This window comes from Neorhizobium sp. T25_27 (genome assembly GCF_002968565.1).
Classification (GTDB): domain Bacteria; phylum Pseudomonadota; class Alphaproteobacteria; order Rhizobiales; family Rhizobiaceae; genus Neorhizobium; species Neorhizobium tomejilense.
Genome location: NZ_PVBJ01000001.1, coordinates 598454 through 616241, shown reverse-complemented (window position 1 = coordinate 616241; position 17788 = coordinate 598454). Strand labels below are relative to the sequence as shown.

The following is a 17788-nucleotide window of genomic DNA, read 5'->3' as shown; positions in this document are numbered from 1 at the left end:
ATGAACGGATGGAAAAGGGCGGGCGCCGCGACAGCACCCGCCTGCGAATGGTCCGCACGCGCTATTTCACGTCGGCACCGTATTTCTTGAGCGTCTCTTGCAGGCTCGCCCAGGCCGCCTTGGCGTCTATGCCGGCCTTGGTGGCTGCAGTCTCCCATTCGCCCTGCAGCGAACCCGTCGCCTTTTTCCAGAGGCCCACCTCATCCGGGGTTGGCTTGTAGAGGGTGTGGCCGCCCGCATCGATCATCTTCTGGCGCCCGGCCGCTTCCGCATCGGCCCATTTGCTGGCCATCTTCTCGGCCCAGTCGGGCGTGCAGTGATCGTCGATCACCTTACGGTCGGCGGCGGAAAGCCCGTCGATCTTGGCCTTGTTCATCACAAAGGCGAAGGTCGTGGCATAGAACGGCAGGTCGAGATGATGCTTGGTCACGTCCTGCAGACCGAACGTATAGATCGAGTTCCAGGGCGAGGCGGTCATGTCGGCACCTCCCTTGGAGATCAGTTCGCGCATTTCGCCCGCCGGCACCTGCACCGATGCGGCCCCGAGCGAGCTCACCATGCGCGCCATGGTCGCGTGCGCCGGGCGAATGTTCTTGCCCTTCAGGTCGGCCGGAACCTGGATCGGTCCCTTGACGCCGTGCAGCGTCCCCGGGTCATGCAGATGCACCATGCAGACGTAGACGTCCTTCATTTCCTTCTGGGCGTACTGTCCATACCATTCGTCGAGCGCCCGCGACCCGCCCTTGGCATTGGCGATCAGGAAGGGAATTTCGCCCGCCGCGATGATCGGGAAGCGCCCCGGCTGATAACCCGGATTGATGAAGCCGATATCGACGATGCCGTCGCGCGCCATGTCGTAATGATCGGGTGCGGCGCCGAGCTGCGAAGCGGGGTATATGGTGATGTTGATGCGCCCGCCGGACGCCTCCTTGATCGATTTCGCCCAAGGCTCCATCCCGCCCGGCTGCAGCGCATGGGTGGCGGGGACCCAGTGCGACAACGTCAGTTCCACATCGGCGGCGTGAGCGGGTGCAATCAGCGCCGCGAGGCAGGCCGAAGCGAGCAATGCCTTCAGTTTCATGTGTTTCTCCTCCCTTTGAGATCAGAGACCGGCGGGGCTCCCTCCCCGCTCCGGCCAGCGAATATCGCGGTCAACCCACCAGGAAAGTTCAAGCCCCGGCTGGATCGACAAAGTCGTTGGAAATTCCGTGACGAGCCGCAATTGCGGCGCCCATAAAAACGGCCGGCGAAAGGTCGGCAGCGGCGCGGCCCCTCGTCATCTCGGCAGCCGAAACCGAACCTGCCATGTCTGTGGCAGATGCAACTGTCCCGGCCATCTGTGTATACATCGATTTCCTCCCATGCCCGGTCTCCCAAGGTGACGCCGTCCTCCCGACATCGCCTACCCGAACGTTCGAATTTCAACACATCCAGGCTGAAACGACAAGCTTCCATTTCGCTTTGGGATACAAAAAGTCAGGGTTCCTGAGATTTTTCCGATAGGCACTTCAACCGCGGTTCAAACCGTCTAGAATGTCGCAACAGCACTTCATGCATACACGGCAGGAAGAATGGGGTAACAAGGCGGGGCTGGGAGACCCTGATCTGAAGGAGGGAATGTTCGGCCGGTAGAAGCTGCCGGCCGATCGGTTGGGATACGGTATCGGCGTCCAAAACCGTTCGCGGAAACGCCGGGACGCGCCAGGATTTTCGGCCCTGGTTGCTTTGGATCCGTACCGGATCGAGGGGCACGATTATTCAAGTCATCATTGCGGCATCAGGGAGGAAGAAAAAATGGATGATCTCGTCACGCCGGTCGGTCAGACGATTGCGAAACTCAAAGGCATTCTCGGCGACAGGCTGGTGACCTCGGCTTCCGTCCGGGAGCATCATAGCCATGACACGTCGCGGCTCACCCCTCACCTGCCCGATGCCGTCGCCTTTCCGCGCACCGAAGAAGAGGTCCAGGCGATCGTTTCGGCTTGTGCTGCGCATGGGGTGCCGGTCGTGCCCTTCGGCGCGGGGTCTTCGATGGAAGGCCATACGATCCCGATCCGCGGCGGCATCTCGCTCGATACCCGCGAGATGAACAGGATCCTCGAGATCCGGCCGCAAGACCTGCTGGCCGTCGTCCAGCCCGGCGTCACCCGCAAGCAGCTCAACGTGGACCTGCGCGAAACCGGCCTGATGTTCTCGGTCGATCCCGGCGCCGACGCCTCGATCGGCGGCATGGCGTCGACGCGCGGCAGCGGCACCACTTCGGTCCGCTACGGCACGATGCGCGAAAACGTGCTGGCTCTCCGGGTGGTGACACCCGATGGCGAGGCGATCCAGACCGGTTCGCGGGCCAGAAAATCCTCATCCGGCTACGATCTCACACATCTCTTTGTCGGTTCGGAGGGCACGCTCGGCGTGATTACCGAACTCACCATCCGCCTGCATCCCATTCCGGAAGCCGTGTCGGTTGCCTTCTGTCCTTTCCCGACTGTCGCCAATGCCGTGGAAGCGGTGATCGAGGCGGTGCAATATGGCATTCCGGTCGCTCGCGTGGAGTTTCTGGACGAAGTGGCGATCGCCAGCGTCAATAACTATTCCAAGCTAGACATGCCGGTCGCCCCGACGCTGTTTTTCGAATTCCACGGCACGTCCGCCTGGGTCGAGGAACAAGCGAAGCTCGTCGAAGAGATCACCAGGGGCCACAATGCGATCTCCTTCCGCTGGACGGCCGATGCCGACGAGCGGGCAAAACTCTGGCAGGCTCGCCACGACCTTTTCTGGGCGACCAAGGCGATCATTCCGGGCTTTGAGCTCTATACCGGCGACATCTGCGTGCCGATCTCCAGGCTTGCCGAAAGCATCGTTGCCGCGCGCGCCGATATCGACGCCTCCTCGCTGACGGGCCAGATCATCGGCCATGTCGGCGACGGCAATTTCCACACCGCCTACCTGATCGATCCGAACAATCCGGAGCATCTTAAGGAAGCCGACGAGATGGCCGACCGCGTCGTCGAACGGGCACTCGCCGTCGGCGGCACGGCGAGCGGCGAACACGGCATCGGCATCGCCAAGCTCAAATTCATGCGCCGCGAACACGGCAAGGCGGTGGATGTGATGAAGAAGATCAAGGCGGCACTCGATCCGCTGGGGATCATGAACCCCGGCAAGATGGGTGATGCAGGCTAAAAACAGGGGCAACGGTCCCTCCCGTCGCCCCCAAAACGCAAAAACGGCGCCCGGAGGCACCGTTCTCATGTCATATCCTGGGAGGATATCAGACCTTCTTGGTGCGCCAGCTTTCGGCATAGTTTTCGCGGGCTTCGGCGGCATAGGGGGTTGGCGAGACGCGGACCCGGATTTCGGCCTGTTTGTGGCCCTTTTCGATCGACGTCTTGCCGGTTCCGCCGTTCGGTTCGCCCCAGATCAGCGTCAGGACGTCGCCTTCCTGGACATCCGCGTCGACGACGCCGAGCGACAGCATGCAGCGTTCGTTGTAGCTGTAGCCGTTGAACATCGACATGCCGACGACCTTGTCGCCATGCATGATCCTGTCGGCGCTCGAAGATGCGTAGTTCGGCTGCGGCAGGTCGATCCACTTGTAGGCCTCGCCGCCGGGTACGAAGTTCGAGGCGATGACCTTCATCACGTCTTCCGCGTTCCACTCGAAGGTGACCTTCTTGCGCTGCGGCTGACCCTTCATCTTTTCCAGCGCCTCGCGGCCGACGAAGTCGTGGTCGAACTTGATGTAGATGCCGTAACCCAGTTCGTACGGATTGACGTAATAGTCTTCGATGTTGTCGGAGACGAGGCTGCCGCCGATCGAGCCGGTCGCTTCATAGCTGTCTTCCGTCAGCCAGTCGCGATAACCCTGCAGTTCGGCGCCGGTGTAGATGCCCGGCAGCGGCGAGGGAATCCAGCCGGATTCCAGCGTGTTGGTGGAATAGGCGCGCGCCCCGACGAGGTAGAGGTCGACGCCGGCATCCCTGGCGGCCTTGACGATGATCTCGCGGACTTCATCCTTTTCGGCATAAGGTCCCCAGACTTCGAGGCCGGGCGCGCCGGCCATGCCGTGGCGCAGGGCCTGTACCTTCTTGGAGCCGATATTGATCCAGTCGACATGGAAAAACTTGATGTCGGGGATCGGGCCGCCATTCATCTTTTCAAAGATCTTCGGAGCGTCCGGACCCTGAATCTGGAAGCGGTAGTGAACGCGATTGACTTCCTTGCCGTCCGGGCGCGAAGGCGAACGCGGGTCGTGGGTGAGCTTGACGTCATGCTTGCCGAGCGAAGCGTTGTAGCGCAGCCAGTTGGCGGTCGGCGCACGGCCGACGAGCACGAACTTGTCATCACGCTCGCGGAAGATGATCATGTCGCCGATAACGTGTCCGGCAGGCGTCACCGGAACGTAGTGCTTGGCGCGATCGACGCCGAAATTGGCAAAGCTGTTGATCGCCAGGCTTTCGAGGAACCTGGACGCGTCCGGGCCTTCGACGATCAGTTCGTCCATGTGGTGGGACTGGTCGAACAGGACCGCCGAATGGCGCCAAGCCATCTGCTCGGTGCGCCAGTTGGAAAACTCCGGTGCGACGACCGGATAGATATACATGCCGATACGCGAATTGCGCAGCATCTCGACAGTATTGCCCTTTTCTTTCAGGATCTGGGTCAGATTCTTCGGCATTTTCTTAACCTTCCCTCGGTTGCTCTCCTGCATGCCGCCCGCCGGCAAAGCCGGTTCGGGATACGATATGCATCGTCTCAAGATGTCTCATGCAATTGAGGGTCAGCGGTCTCCTCCCGCCATCTCCTCCCAACAGCCCGGTTCTCGAACCTCGCCTCGACGGCTCGGCGGAAATCGAGGCCTCCTCCCGGTCAAAGCAATTCATAGAGCAATCATTTTTGGGATACAATACCCGATTTTGGCCGCTCCGCCAAAAGTGCCGCGACAGCCCATTAGAATTGCGCCGTTGGCATAATATATGGTGATAATTGATGCGGCGCGGAAAAACAAACTGGATCCGGATTGCCGCCATCCGCAAAGAAAATTGGCGTTTTGGGATCCCAAAATGGATCTCGCCCTAGCGCCTGCCAACGCCCCTAGTCTTCGTTTTCGTCCTGCATCGGGCCATTGATATGGCCGGCCGGACTGTCGAGGTCGAAGATCGGCAGGATGCGCGAGCCGTCGATCGCGAAAAGCCCCTTGCTGATGCCAAGGCTGATCTTCACCCCTTCCCCATGCTCGCGGAAAAGGCTTTCGGCGCGAGCGCCGTCGCGGGCGATCAGCGCCGATACCATGTGATGGTGCTGCCAGTGCGCGTAATGCAGGTGCTGCGCCCGCTCCTTGCGGGTGATGTTGTCGAAGCGGATCGAATCCGGCGCGCCGAACGGCACGCGGTCGAAAAGGCTGGTGAGCTGGTGCAGCAGGTTTCCGCCTCCGGCCTCGATGATCAGCGTGTGGAAACGCAGGTTCATCGCCGCATAACGCTCCTCGTTGACCGGATCGTCGATGCCGCCGTTCTCGAAGATATCGTCACCTTCCCGCAGGCAATCCTTGAGTTCGGCCAAGAGCGTCGGCGACGGGCCTTCGCTGGCAATCTTCTTGGCGGCATAACCTTCGATCATCGAGCGCAGCTCGATCGCCTCGATCACGTCTGCAACCTTGTAGGCCCGGACACGGTAGCCTCGGGCGCCGACCCGTTGCAGCACGCCTTCTTCGACGAGCACCGCCAGCGCATGCCGGATCGGCGTGCGCGACACGCCGAGCGCCTCGGCAAGCCCTGATTCGGAGAGTTTCTTGCGCGGATCGATCGTGCCGTCGCTCGCCCAGGTCCTCAGCTTGTCGATCACGTGCTGCTGGCGGGTCTCCTGCTTCTCAGGCCCGGGAGGATTCTGAGTTCGGGTGCCTGTGGTCATGCTTGGGCCTCACCTGCGCCATATCGAAATGCGGATCGCGCCGGCCGAGGAAAGGCCGGCGGGAACATCGCTTCAATATTGAATATCTGCGACAAAACGCAAGTTTTCCATATCGCCGGCCCAAACCCGAGCCGGATGGGCCCGGGCTGCCGAGAACAATCAGTTCCGCACGGCCCAGGCAGCCTCCACGGGTGCGGCGACCGTGACCGGGCGGCCGATATCGACATTGGAGAGCGAGGAGGCCTCGACATGCAGCATCTGCGCCGGCGTCTTGACCATGATCGAGCGGTGCGAGCCGCGGAAGATCGCCTGCGAAACCTCGCCTGACCACGAAAGATCACCGTTCACCTGGCCCGCGTCGCGGACATGCAGGTTTTCCGGCCGAACCATCACCGTAACATCCGCACCCTTCGGCATTTCGGTTGCCGCATGACAGTCACCGGACCAACCCTGGCCTTCGACCGAGAGCTTGTAATATTGCCCGCCATTCGGGCGGCAGTCCTTGACCGTCGCGTTCAGGAGATTGGGCGTTCCGAAGAAGGCGGCCACCTGGCGGTTTTCCGGCCGGCGGTAAATCTCTTCCGGTGCGCCGACCTGCAGGATCTTGCCGCCATGCATGACGACGACGCGGTCGGACAGTGCCATGGCTTCCGCCTGGTCGTGGGTGACGTAGAGCGCGGTAATCTTCAGCCGCTGCTGCAGCGCGCGGAAATCGTCGCCCATCTGGGTACGCAGGCGCGCATCGAGGTTGGAGAGCGGCTCATCGAGCAGCAGCACTTCCGGCTCGAACACGAGAGCACGGGCGATCGCAACGCGCTGCTGCTGGCCGCCGGACAGTGCCGGCGACGGACGCTCGGCATATTGCTCCATCTCGACCAGGCGCAGCGCGTTCATGACGCGATCCTGGATCTCCTTGTCGGGACGGCGGCGGATGCGCAAGGGATAGGCGACGTTGTCGAACACCGTCATATGCGGCCAGATCGCATAGGACTGGAAGACCATGCCGAGACGCCGGCGTTCGGAGGGCACGAAATAGCCCTTCTCCGAATCCGACACGACATTGTCGCCGATCGCGATGCGGCCGCCGGTATTCTTCTCGAGACCCGCCACCATGCGCAGCGTCGTCGTCTTGCCGCAGCCCGACGGCCCGAGCAGCGTGACGAATTCGCCGCTCTTGATCTTCAGGTTCACGTTGTCCACGGCAGTTATCGCGCCATACATGCGGCTCACGTTTTCGAGCGTCACCGAAGCCATATTTCTCTTCCTTTCGGAGCGGATGCCAGGATCCGCTTAAACGACAACCAAAAATCGGCTGGCGGCCGCAGCCGCCGGGCCTGAAGCCTAAAGCTTGCTGATGCGGGCCTTGATGAAGCTGAGCTGGACCCAGCGGAATACGATGACCAGAAGCATCATCATCAGGCCGATGACGCTCACCTGCTCGGCATTGCCGTTGGCCCACAGTTTCATCAGCACGACCGCCAGCGTTTCCGATCCGACCGAATAGAGAAGGATCGACGCCGACAGCTCGCGCATGATGCCGAAGAAGGTCAACACCCAGCCGACTGCGAAGGCCGGCCAGGCAAGCGCCACCATGATCCGCCACATGGTCTGGAACCAGCTTGCGCCGTGGACGCGCGAGCATTCTTCCAGGTCATAGGAAAGCTGGTGATAGGCGCCGGTCATCACCCGCACGGAGACCGGCGTGCCGAGCGCGATATAGGCAAGCAACAGCGCCCAAATGGTGCCATAGATCGGGATCGGTCCCGGCAGCATCGCAAACGCCCAGAGGAAACCGACACCGAGCACCATGCCCGGCATCATCCAGGGAAGCCAGGCCATGCTGTCGATCAGGTTGCGGCCGCGCCATCGGGTCCGCACCGAGATGTAGGCAACGATCGCGCCGAGCGCCATGGTCGCGGTGGCGCCGAGCAGGCCGAGCACCATCGTATTACGGACCGCCCGCCAGAATTCGCTGTTGGCGAAGACGGACCTGTAATGCTCCAGGGTCAGCATGTCATAGGTGTAGAAGCCGAAGAAGCGGAAGAACGAGCCGAGCATCAGCTGCCCGATCGGCAGCACGACCGTGACGAAGAAGAACAGCACACAGAAGGCGAAGGTCACCCAGCGCCAAGGGCCGAGTTCCATGACGCTCGGGCGAAACCCCTTGCCGGTGACGGTCTGGAAGCTCTTGCCGCGCAGCATCCACCACTGCCAGATGACGAGCAGGAACATCAGCCCCATGATCGCGAAGGAAAGCGACGTCGCGTACTGGTAGTCGGGCGTGGCGCGGTGGTTGATCGACTCGTAGATGTCGGTGGTGATCACCTTGATGCCTGCGGGCAGGCCGAAGAACAGCGCCGACTCGAAGGTCTCGATGCCCTTGATGAAGCTCAGCATGAAGGAGCTGGTCAGCACCGGCAGCATCAGGAGCAGCGTGATCTTGCGAAAAGTCGTCCAGCGCGAGGCGCCGCACATGCGGCTCGATTCCTCGAGCGACGGATCCATCGCCCGGAAGGCGTCGACCATGAACAGGAAGAGGAACGGGATCGAATACTGGCACATGTGCCAGATGACGCCGCCATAGGAATAGATGTTGACGAGCGGATCGGTACCACCGGTCAGCCAGCGCCAGACCATGTTGATGACGCCCACCTGCGGGTTGGCGAGCATGCCCCAGGCCATGGCGGTCAGGATCGGTGGAATGAAGAACGGCAGCGTGATCAGCACTTCCAGCGTGCCACGGAAGGGCGTGTCGGTGCGCGCGACGATCCAGGCGAGAAACACTGCGATCGTCAGCGACGGTATGGTTTTGGCGAGCGATATGCCGATCGTGTTGGCCAGAACGATGAGGTTTTGGGTGGTCATAATCGACCGGTAGCCGTTCAGATTGAACTCGCCGGCCATGCCGGGCGGTGTGGAATGCAGGCTGCCGTAGAGCAGCATGGCGAGTGGATAGATCGTCAGGAAGCCGAGGATCAGGATCAGCACCAGCATGCCGATCAGACGCCACAGCGATCCGCCCGAAAAGGCGCGCGTGAAAGCATTGCCGGCAATCGTCGGCGCAGTTTCGGCGATGTCGTCTAGGGGGCGATTGTGGATAATCGTCATGGGATCCTCGCGGCTCCGGGTATGAAAAACGGCACCGCCGGCCCGAACATCGGACCGGCGGCGGCCTGGGAGGCTTACTTGAAGATGTCCTTGGACTTGGCCAGCATCTCGTTCTGGCGGGTCGTGTCCGTCGTGCCGTAGAGCTTGGCTTCGGAAATCGCCTTGACGTCCGCCGGCAGGCCCTCGGTCATGCCGGGAAGGACGGGACCGTAGCCGAGGCTCGCATAGATTTTCTGCACGACCGGGCCCTGCATGAAATCGAGATAGAGCTTGGCGGCGTTCGGGTGCGGAGCCTTCTTGAGCATGACGGTGCCGTAAAGAACGTAAGGAACGCCCTCCTCCGGAATGATGAACTTGACCGGCAGCCCCTTCAAATCCGAGAAATCGGTCATGATGACCGGCATGTAGATCGAATATTCGCCGCGTGCGGTGCGGCGCTGCGACTCGCGCTGGTCGCGGGTGAAGACGAGCTTCTGGCTCGCGACCTTCCTCAAATAGTCTTCGCCGATCTTGTCATGGGTCGAGAAGAACCAGAGGTAACCGGCACCGATCGCGCGCGGGTCGTCGGACAGGATCTTGCCCTGCCACTTGGGATCGGCAATGTCTTTCCAGCTCTTCGGCTCGTCGGCTGGTTTCACGAGGCCTGTATTGATCATGATCCCGTAGGGAATGGTCATGACCGAGGCCATCGGCACCTTGAGCTTGAATTTGTCGCCGATCTTTTGCGAATTCGGGGTCGCCGGCAGCGGATCGACGGACTTGTCCTCCTTGTCGTAGAGCATGGTCTGCCCTTCGCTGGTGAACATCACGTCTGCGGCGAAGCGGCCTGCGGCCTGCTCGACGCGGACGCGCTCGCGGATCTCGGAGGCGCGCGCTTCAAGCACCTCGACGGAAATACCGTATTGCTTGGTGAAGGCCTCGGCGATTTGCTTGGTGCTCGGCTGGCCGACCAGCGCGGTATAGAGGACGAGCGAGCCCTCCTTCTTGCCCGCGTCGATCACCTTCTGCCACTCGGCATCCTGCGCGAAGGCAGGAAGGCCGGCCGCCGCCGAGATGGCAAGGCTGCCCGCAGCCGCCATGAAAACCCGGCGCGACCATTTTTGAATGGCCGAAGCCTTCTGAATGACCGAAGTCATGGATGTATTTGTCGTCACGTGTCTCTCCTCCCTGGAACCAACGATCGGGCATCGCGCCCGGGACCCGATCCCGGCACTCGACGCTCAAAATTTCTGCGGCCACCGGCCGCGATCTCCCTTTTCACCGCAAGCGGTGGCGTTTTCCCGAACAACTGCAACCGGGCCTTAAATTTCCGGCTTAATCCCGACCGCTCACCGGTGTTCCACAAACGATCTGGCGCGCATCCTGCAATTGACAAGGTCCCTGATAAGCACCGCATGATACGGAGCATTCAGGCCTTCGGTTCCGACAGGATTGGCCTTGGCCAACTGCAAACTCCCTTTATCTGAATTCCGATCTACGCCGGCTCTCCCTGCCGGTCGCGGCGATGCCACCCGGCACCGGAATTCCCTCTTCTGTTAGATTGACCTTTTCCCGTGCAGGGGAAAAGCACCATTTTTTTACATTCACTTTTCTCGAAAATAGAAAGATGAATTGTGTTACCGTTTACGCGGAGGGCTGCCCGACGGGGCGGCATGGGAGATCTAAGACATTGGATACGCTTATCAATATCCGCACGTTTCTGGCGGTTGCCCGGTCCGGCAGCTTTTCGGCGGCGGGCCGTCATCTCGGCGTCGCACCCTCGGTCGTGACCAAACGCATCAGCCGGCTGGAAGACCAGATGCGGGTGAAACTCTTCGTCCGCTCGACCCGCCAGATCATCCTGACGGAGATCGGCGAGCGCTACCTGCCCCGCTACCAATCCCTGGTCAAGGAGATCGACGATGCCATCAGTGGAGCGGCGGCCGTCGCCCAGCGGATCGAGGGACATTTGAGGATAAAGGCGCCGACGACGGTGACGATCGCCTTCCTCGCCCGCATCCTGAGCGACTTCCAGCAGGAGAACCCGAACGTCACCATGGATCTTGCCCTGGTCGACCGCTCCGTCAATCCCGCGGAAGAAGGATACGACATCGCGCTCGGCGCCCTGCCCGCCTCCTATTCCAACGTCGTCGACGAGCCGCTCTGCCCCTATCCGCGAAAACTCTGCGCCGCTCCCGACTATCTCGAAAACCGCGGCCTGCCGAAACATCCGCGCGATCTGGTCAATCACATCTGCCTGACGTTCCACGCGACGGGTTCGACCTGGTCCTTCCGCAGCCCCGGCGGGCCGATCGATGTCGAGGTGCGCTCCTCCTTCAGCGCCAACGATACCCAGATCCTGCACGACCTGGCGTTGCGAGGCCGTGGCGTCGCCATGGTGGCGAATTACGTGGCGGAAGAATCGATCCGGACGGGCAAGCTGATCGAGCTCCTGCCGGACTATCCCGTGGCGGAACTCTGGCTGAAGGCGCTCATCCCCCAGACCCAGGCGCGCAAACCGACCGTGCGCGCGCTGATGGAATGGCTGCGCATTCATATGCACGCGGCTCTCGTTCCGGGTGATCGAGCAGCTTGAGCGCCACGCCTTTGCTCCAGGAGAAAAACTGAAAGCCGATTGGCTTTCTCGAATCGAGAAAGCCGCTACGATGAAAAAGCCTATTCTCTTGGCTCCCCGTGCCGCTTACCCTCCCAAATCGAGGAAACGCATCGCTGATGCAAGGTTGGCCGTCGCCTGTCGACGCGCCGCCCGGGAGTGAGGTTCAGGTCCGCCGCGAAACGAGCGGCCGGACCGAAAGACAAGGGAGGTTTTGAGCGGTGGATACTGCTGTGACCCAGCAGCGCCCTGTGCTTTCGCAATTGGGCGCGATCGATTGTGACGTTCATCCGGACGCGCCGGGGCGAGAGGATCTTCTTCCCTATTTCGACGATTACTGGCGCGAGATTGTTACGACGCGCGATGTCGACCGTCTCGAACTCACCAATTTCCCGACCCGCACCAAGCCGTTCTTCCGGGAGGACTGGAAAGCGACGGAGGGCAAGGGCGTCGAAAGGATGCGGAAAAACCTACTCGATCCCTACGGTCTCAAATACGCGATCCTCAACTGCATCACCGCCGTGCATGCGATCTACGATCCCTATCTCGCGACCGCCGTCTGCCGCGCCACTAACGACTGGCTGAAGACGGAATGGCTGGATCGCGACCCGCGCCTGCGCGCCTCCCTCGTCCTGCCGATGCAGAACCCGGAAGCCGCCGTCGAGGAGATCGAGCGCTTCGCCGACGACAAGCGTTTCGTGCAGGTGCTGACGCTCTGCATGGGCGAGATGCCGCTCGGCCGCCGTATCTATTGGCCGGTCTACGAGGCCGCCCAGCGCCATGGTTTTGCGCTCGGCGTGCATGCCGGCAGCGCCTATCGCCACGCGCCGAGCCAGAGCGGTTTCCTCTCCTATCTCGCCGAGGATTACGCCCACCAGGTCCAGGGTTTTGCAGCCCAGGTCGGCAGTTTCGTTTCCGAAGGCGTGCTCGGCAAGTTCCCCGACATGAAGATCGTGCTGATCGAGTCCGGCGTCTCCTGGCTGCCCGGCCAGATGTGGCGGATGAGCAAGGACTGGCGCGGCGCCCGCATCGAGATACCGTGGGTCAAGGAGCCGCCGTCGGCCCTCGTCCGCCGCCAGATCCGCATGACGACGCAGCCCTTCGATGCGCCGCACGACCCGGCCGAACTGGAACGCATCATCGAACATCTCGATTGCGACGACATGCTGTTGTTCTCGACCGACTACCCGCATGCGCAATTCGGAGGCGACGCCGCGATTCCCGCCGGTTTCCCGGAACGGCTGATCGACCGGCTGGTTCGGCAGAACGCGCTCGCCACCTATTCGCGACTGGAGGACTAAGCCATGAACCAAGCCGTTCTGGACAAGGAGACCAAAACCGAAGCCAAGCTCGGGATCGTCGATTGCGACATCCACCCGGCCTTCGGCTCGCCTGCGGAACTTGCGAAATTCCTGCCCGTCCGCTGGCGCGACCATCTGGCCGATTACGGCCAGCGCAGTGCCAATCCGGTGGTCGGCACCCTGCCTTACCCACGCATGACGCCCGGCAACGGCATGCGCCGCGACGCCTGGCCGCCGAACGGCGGACCGCCGGCCTCCGACCTTGCCTATCTGCAGGAGCAGTTGCTCGACCCGCTCGGCATCGAATACGGCATCCTGCAACCCTTGGCGGCCGGTTCCTCGACGCTGAACCAGGAGCTCGGCGCTGCGATGTGCGCTGCCGTCAACGACTGGCAGCTCGACAAATGGACAGGCCCGGACCCGCGCCTGAAAGCCTCGATCTCCGTCACCCAGGAAGACGTGCCGGCGGCGCTTGCCGAAATCGAGGCGCGTATCGGCGACCGGAGTTTCGCCCAGATCGCCATTCCGCCGCGTACCATCGAGCCGGCGGGTCGCCGCCGCTACTGGCCGATCTACGAGGCTGCCGAACATTACGACATGCCGATCGGCATGCATTCGGCAGCCTATGGCCAGCACGCGAATAGCGGCGCCGGCTGGCTGAACTTCTACATCGAGGAGCACTACGCCTTCTCGCACAGCCTGCAGAGCGTCGTCACCAGTATGGTCTTCGAGGGCGTCTTCGAACGCTTCCCCAAGCTGAAGCTGATCGTCGTCGAAGGCGGCTTCGCCTGGGCGGCCCCGCTGATGTGGCGGCTCGACAAGCAGTGGGAACGGATGCGCTCGGAGGTCCCGCATGTGAAACGTCCGCCGTCCGAATATATCCGCGAGAACGTCTGGTTCACCACCCAGCCGATCGAGGAGCCGGAGAACAACCGCCACCTGCTCGACACGCTGCGTTGGGTCGGTACCGACCGGCTGATGTTCTCGACCGATTATCCCCACTGGGATTTCGACGATCCCCGCTACGCCTTCAAGGTGCCGCTGTCGCCGACGGAGCGCGCGCAGATCTTTCGCGATAACGCAAAGCGCGTCTACCGCCTGCCCTGAACATGGGAGTGCCCACATGAATGAAATGGTGAGATCGCTGGGCAACGAGCCTGGACTATCGACCATCGGCGGCATCGACTGCGACCTGCATCCGGCCTCACCGGCGACCGCGACGCTGCTGCCCTATCTCGACGACTACTGGCGCGAAACTTTTGTCATGCGCGGCGTCGACCGGATGAGCCTGGCGATGACCGCATCGCCGCCGCGAGCGCCGATCAACGTCCGTTCTAACTGGAAGGCGACAAGCGGCTTTGCCGGCGATACCTTGGAGGCTGTCCGCGCCCAGGCGCTCGACCCGTTCGGAACGCGGCTAGCGATCTGCAACGTGCTGCACGGCTCGATGATCATGCATTCCGACGACATGGCCGCGGCACTCTGTGGCGCCGTCAACGAATGGCTGGCGCGGGAATGGCTCGACAAGGAGCCGCGCCTGCGCGGTTCGATCATCGTCTCGGCCCAGAACGCAGACCTCGCGGTCGCCGAGATCGAGAAACGCGCGGCCGACCCGCGCTTCGTGCAGGTGATGATCCTTGCCCAGAACGACGAGCCGCTCGGGCGGCGCCGTTACTGGCCGATCTACGAGGCCGCCGCCCGCAACGGGCTGCCGCTCTGTATCCATGCCGGCGGCAGCAACCGTCACGCGCCGACCGCCACCGGCTGGCCGAGCTTCTTCGTCGAGGCCTATGTGGCTCAAGGCTCGATCTTCGAAAGCCAGCTCCTCAGCCTCATTGCCGAGGGTGTCTTCCACAAAGTGCCGGACCTCAAGGTCGTGTTTGCCGAAAGCGGCTTCACCTGGCTGCCGTCGTTCTTCTGGCGGGCCGACAAAACCTGGCGCGGCGTGCGCGCCGAGACGCCCTGGGTCACCGAGCAGCCGAGCGACATCGTCAAGCGCCATGTCCGCTTCACCCTTCAGCCGGTCGAAGCGCCGCTCGAAACGGATGCGCTCGCTCGCACGCTCGAACACATCGACTGCGACGATCTTCTGCTGTTTTCGACCGACTACCCGCATGCGCAGTTCGAGGGCACCCAGGCGCTCTCGGCCAGGTTCGGCGAAACGCTGGCGAAGAAGATCCTGATCGACAACCCGCTCGCCACCTATCCGCGGATCGCCGCGGGCTTTGAGAAGGAGGCCGCACGATGACCGAAACCCAAACGCTCGAACGCCCGGTCGAGGCAAAGACCAAGTACAATCTGATCGACTGCGACATCCATCCGTCGATGAAGACGCCGGCGGAGATGCATCCCTATCTGTCACAGCGCTGGCGGGATCACCTCGCGACCTATGGCGGCCATACCCGCCAGGGACTGTCCGAAACCCTGTCGCATCCGCGCATGGTGCCGGAAGTCTCGCGCGTCGATTCGTGGCCGCCGGCCGGCGGGCCTCCCGGCTCCGACCTCCCCTTCCTGCGCGAACAGCATCTCGACGGGCTCGGCATCGATATCGGCGTGCTCGTGCCGCTGCGCTTCAACGCCAGCGGCCAGCGCCATCCGGATTTCGCCACCGCCATCGCCACAGCCATCAACGACTGGCAGGTCGGCAAATTCCTGGAGCCGGAACCGCGCCTGCGCGGCTCGATCATCGCCACCCAGGAAGACCCGCAAAGCGCCGTCGCCGAGATCAACCGCCGCGCCTCCGATAAGCGTTTCGTGCAGGTCCTGCTGCCGCCGCGCTCGATAGAGCCGCTCGGAAAACGTCGCCACTGGCCGATCTTCGAAGCGGCCGTCAGCCACCGTCTGCCGATCTCGCTGCATGTAGGCGGCGTCGGCGGGCATCAGGCGACCGGCGCCGGCTGGCCTTCCTATTACATCGAGGAGCACCACAGCCAGGTGCAGACCATGCAGTCGGTGATATCTAGCCTGATCTTCGAGGGCGTCTTCGAGCATTTTCCGGGCCTGAAGATCTCCTTCGTCGAAGGCGGCTTCTCTTGGGTGCCGGCCTTCGGCTGGCGCATGGACAAGGCTTGGGTTGCGATGCGCGACGAGGTCCCGCATGTGAAGCGGCCGCCCTCGGAATATCTGAAGAACAACATCTGGTTCACCACCCAGCCGATGGAAGAGCCGAACCCGGCCAGGAACCTCACGGACACGCTGAACTGGATCGGCACCGACCGGCTGATGTTCTCGACCGACTATCCCCACTGGGATTTCGACGATCCCCGCTACGCCTTCAAGGTGCCGCTGTCGGCGGCCGAAAAAGCGGCGATCTTCGCCAGAAACGCTATCAACTTCTATGGATTGAATTGAGCATGGCCCGTCACGTAATCGCCAAGGTCGATGAACTCGATATCGGCAAGTCCAAGCTGGTGAAGGTCGCCGGCCGCGACATCGCCCTTTTCAACGTCAAGGGCGAGTTCTTCGCCATTGCCAATCGCTGCCCGCACGAAGGCGCCGATCTCTGCCGCGGCCAAGTCGTCGGCCTCGCCGAATCCGACGAGCCAGGCAAATACCGCATGACGCGCCATGGCGAGCTCGTCCGCTGCCCCTGGCACGGCTGGGAATTCGACATCCGCACCGGCAAGTCCTGGTGCGATCCGGCCCGCACCCGCGTCAAGAGTTTCGACGTGAGCGTCGCCAAGGGCGGGGCGCTTAGCGAAGGCCCGTACCAAGCCGAAACCTTTCCGGTCTCCATCGACGAGGACTACGTGATCGTCGAGATCTGAAACCTTTTCACAAGCGAATATCTCGGGAGGAAAAATGTCGCTCATCACCAAATTGGCCGCGCTCATGCTCGGCGCGATGCTCTGTAGCCCAGCGCTTGCGCAGGATGCCGACTGGAACAAGGTGGTGGAAGCCGCCAAGAAGGAAGGCACCGTCACCGTCTACAATTCGCAGCTCGGCGCTCCGAACTTTCTCGCCGTCGTCGAAAGCTTTCAGAAGAAATACGGCATCAAGGTCGAGTCGCTCGATCTGCGCGCCAGCGAGCTGACCGAGCGCCTGCGCGCCGAACAGGCCGCCGGCCGTTTCATCGCCGATATCCAGATGCATTCGGCGAACTCGATCGAGACCGGCGTCACCCAGGGCACCCTCGTACAGCCGCTCGGCACCATCCCCAACGTCGCCAATATCCGCGAAGATATGAGGAAGGAGATCACCGACACCCACGTGCCGGGTTTCCTGCAGGCCTACGGCATCCTGGTCAACACAAGCCTGGTCAAGCCGGAAGACGAACCGAAAAGCTGGAAGGACCTTGCCGACCCGAAATGGAAGGGCAAGATCCTCTCCGACGACATGCGTCCGCTTGGTTCCGGCGGCACGATGTTCGTCGTCTTCCACAAGGCCTTCGGCCAGGCGTTCAACGAGAAGCTCGCCGAGAACAAGCCGGTCTTCAGCCGCGACCTGCGCAATGACGCCAAGCGTGTCGCCCGGGGCGAATATCCCGTCTACATTCCGCAGATGTTCGCATTCGCCAACGACCTGAAGGGCCTGCCGATCAAGGTGATCGTGCCGCCGGAAGGGGTGCCCTACGTATCGATCCATTTCGCGATGATGAAGAACGCGCCGCATCCGAACGCGTCAAAACTGTTCATCAACCACTTCCTCGACATGGAACCGCAGGTCACCTACGCCAAGGCCTGGATGCTGCCGGTTGCCAAGGGCGTGGAAGACCAGCTCGACCCGGAATCCAAGCGCTTCGCCGGCGCCAAGCTGCTCGGCACCCGCGAGATGAACGAATACGGCCCGATGATGGATCTGGCCAAGAAAATCTATCCGTAAGGGTCTCCAAGACCCTAAGGTCCTCTCTGCCTGGATAGACGGAAAGCGCGGCAAT

At 62.1% G+C, this 17788-nt stretch carries 14 protein-coding genes; 8 read left to right on the top strand and 6 right to left on the bottom strand.

The genetic code is table 11. The features are described from left to right. Positions 1-61 precede the first annotated feature (61 nt). A complete protein-coding gene (locus C5J24_RS03140) occupies positions 62-1081 on the bottom strand; it encodes a TRAP transporter substrate-binding protein (protein ID WP_105415532.1) in 1020 nt (339 codons plus the stop codon). 713 nt (positions 1082-1794) lie between these two features. On the opposite strand from C5J24_RS03140, the gene C5J24_RS03130 reads away from it, so the two are divergent. Next, a complete protein-coding gene (locus tag C5J24_RS03130) occupies positions 1795-3183 on the top strand; it encodes an FAD-binding oxidoreductase (RefSeq protein WP_105415530.1) in 1389 nt (462 codons plus the stop codon). 88 nt (positions 3184-3271) lie between these two features. Here the strand turns inward: C5J24_RS03130 and C5J24_RS03125 are convergent, their stop codons facing one another. The 5 genes from C5J24_RS03125 to C5J24_RS03105 form a co-directional block, all read right to left on the bottom strand. Continuing rightward, the gene (locus tag C5J24_RS03125; RefSeq protein WP_105415528.1) at positions 3272-4678 is read right to left on the bottom strand and encodes an aminomethyltransferase family protein; all 1407 of its coding nucleotides are present in this window, start codon (positions 4676-4678) and stop codon (positions 3272-3274) included. Between the two features lie 416 nt (positions 4679-5094). Continuing rightward, positions 5095-5910, bottom strand: coding sequence for a GntR family transcriptional regulator (locus C5J24_RS03120; protein ID WP_105415526.1), 816 nt, complete (start codon positions 5908-5910; stop codon positions 5095-5097). Positions 5911-6069: 159 nt separating this feature from the next. Further along, positions 6070-7164, bottom strand: coding sequence for an ABC transporter ATP-binding protein (locus tag C5J24_RS03115; protein ID WP_105415524.1), 1095 nt, complete (start codon positions 7162-7164; stop codon positions 6070-6072). A gap of 87 nt (positions 7165-7251) precedes the next feature. Continuing rightward, complete coding sequence (locus C5J24_RS03110) at positions 7252-9018, bottom strand: iron ABC transporter permease (RefSeq protein ID WP_245446498.1); 1767 nt, start codon at positions 9016-9018, stop codon at positions 7252-7254. A 74-nt stretch (positions 9019-9092) separates the two neighbouring features. Next, on the bottom strand, positions 9093-10172 hold the full coding sequence (locus C5J24_RS03105; protein ID WP_172723830.1) for an ABC transporter substrate-binding protein: 1080 nt from the start codon (positions 10170-10172) through the stop codon (positions 9093-9095). 515 nt (positions 10173-10687) lie between these two features. Here C5J24_RS03105 and C5J24_RS03100 point away from each other — a divergent pair. The 7 genes from C5J24_RS03100 (at position 10688) to C5J24_RS03070 (ending at position 17733) form a co-directional block, all read left to right on the top strand. Continuing rightward, positions 10688-11593 (top strand): LysR family transcriptional regulator, encoded by a 906-nt coding sequence (locus C5J24_RS03100; RefSeq protein WP_046633401.1) that lies wholly within the window; start codon positions 10688-10690, stop codon positions 11591-11593. A gap of 239 nt (positions 11594-11832) precedes the next feature. Continuing rightward, positions 11833-12912, top strand: coding sequence for an amidohydrolase family protein (locus C5J24_RS03095; protein ID WP_105415520.1), 1080 nt, complete (start codon positions 11833-11835; stop codon positions 12910-12912). A 3-nt stretch (positions 12913-12915) separates the two neighbouring features. Beyond that, the gene (locus C5J24_RS03090; protein ID WP_105415519.1) at positions 12916-14019 is read left to right on the top strand and encodes an amidohydrolase family protein; all 1104 of its coding nucleotides are present in this window, start codon (positions 12916-12918) and stop codon (positions 14017-14019) included. Between the two features lie 16 nt (positions 14020-14035). Continuing rightward, positions 14036-15160 carry an amidohydrolase family protein gene (locus tag C5J24_RS03085; RefSeq protein ID WP_105415517.1) on the top strand — a complete coding sequence of 375 codons (1125 nt, stop codon included), beginning with the start codon at positions 14036-14038 and terminating at the stop codon, positions 15158-15160. Next, entirely contained in the window at positions 15157-16263 is a 1107-nt protein-coding gene (locus C5J24_RS03080; protein ID WP_105415515.1) for an amidohydrolase family protein, read from the top strand. The genes C5J24_RS03085 and C5J24_RS03080 overlap by 4 nt, the downstream gene beginning before the upstream one ends. Before the next feature lie 2 nt (positions 16264-16265). Beyond that, positions 16266-16679: a Rieske (2Fe-2S) protein gene (locus C5J24_RS03075; RefSeq protein ID WP_105415512.1), complete on the top strand. Its 414-nt coding sequence runs from the start codon at positions 16266-16268 to the stop codon at positions 16677-16679. Between the two features lie 34 nt (positions 16680-16713). Then, positions 16714-17733, top strand: a complete 1020-nt coding sequence (locus C5J24_RS03070; RefSeq protein ID WP_105415510.1) for an extracellular solute-binding protein — start codon at positions 16714-16716, stop codon at positions 17731-17733. The last annotated feature ends 55 nt before the right edge of the window (positions 17734-17788 follow it).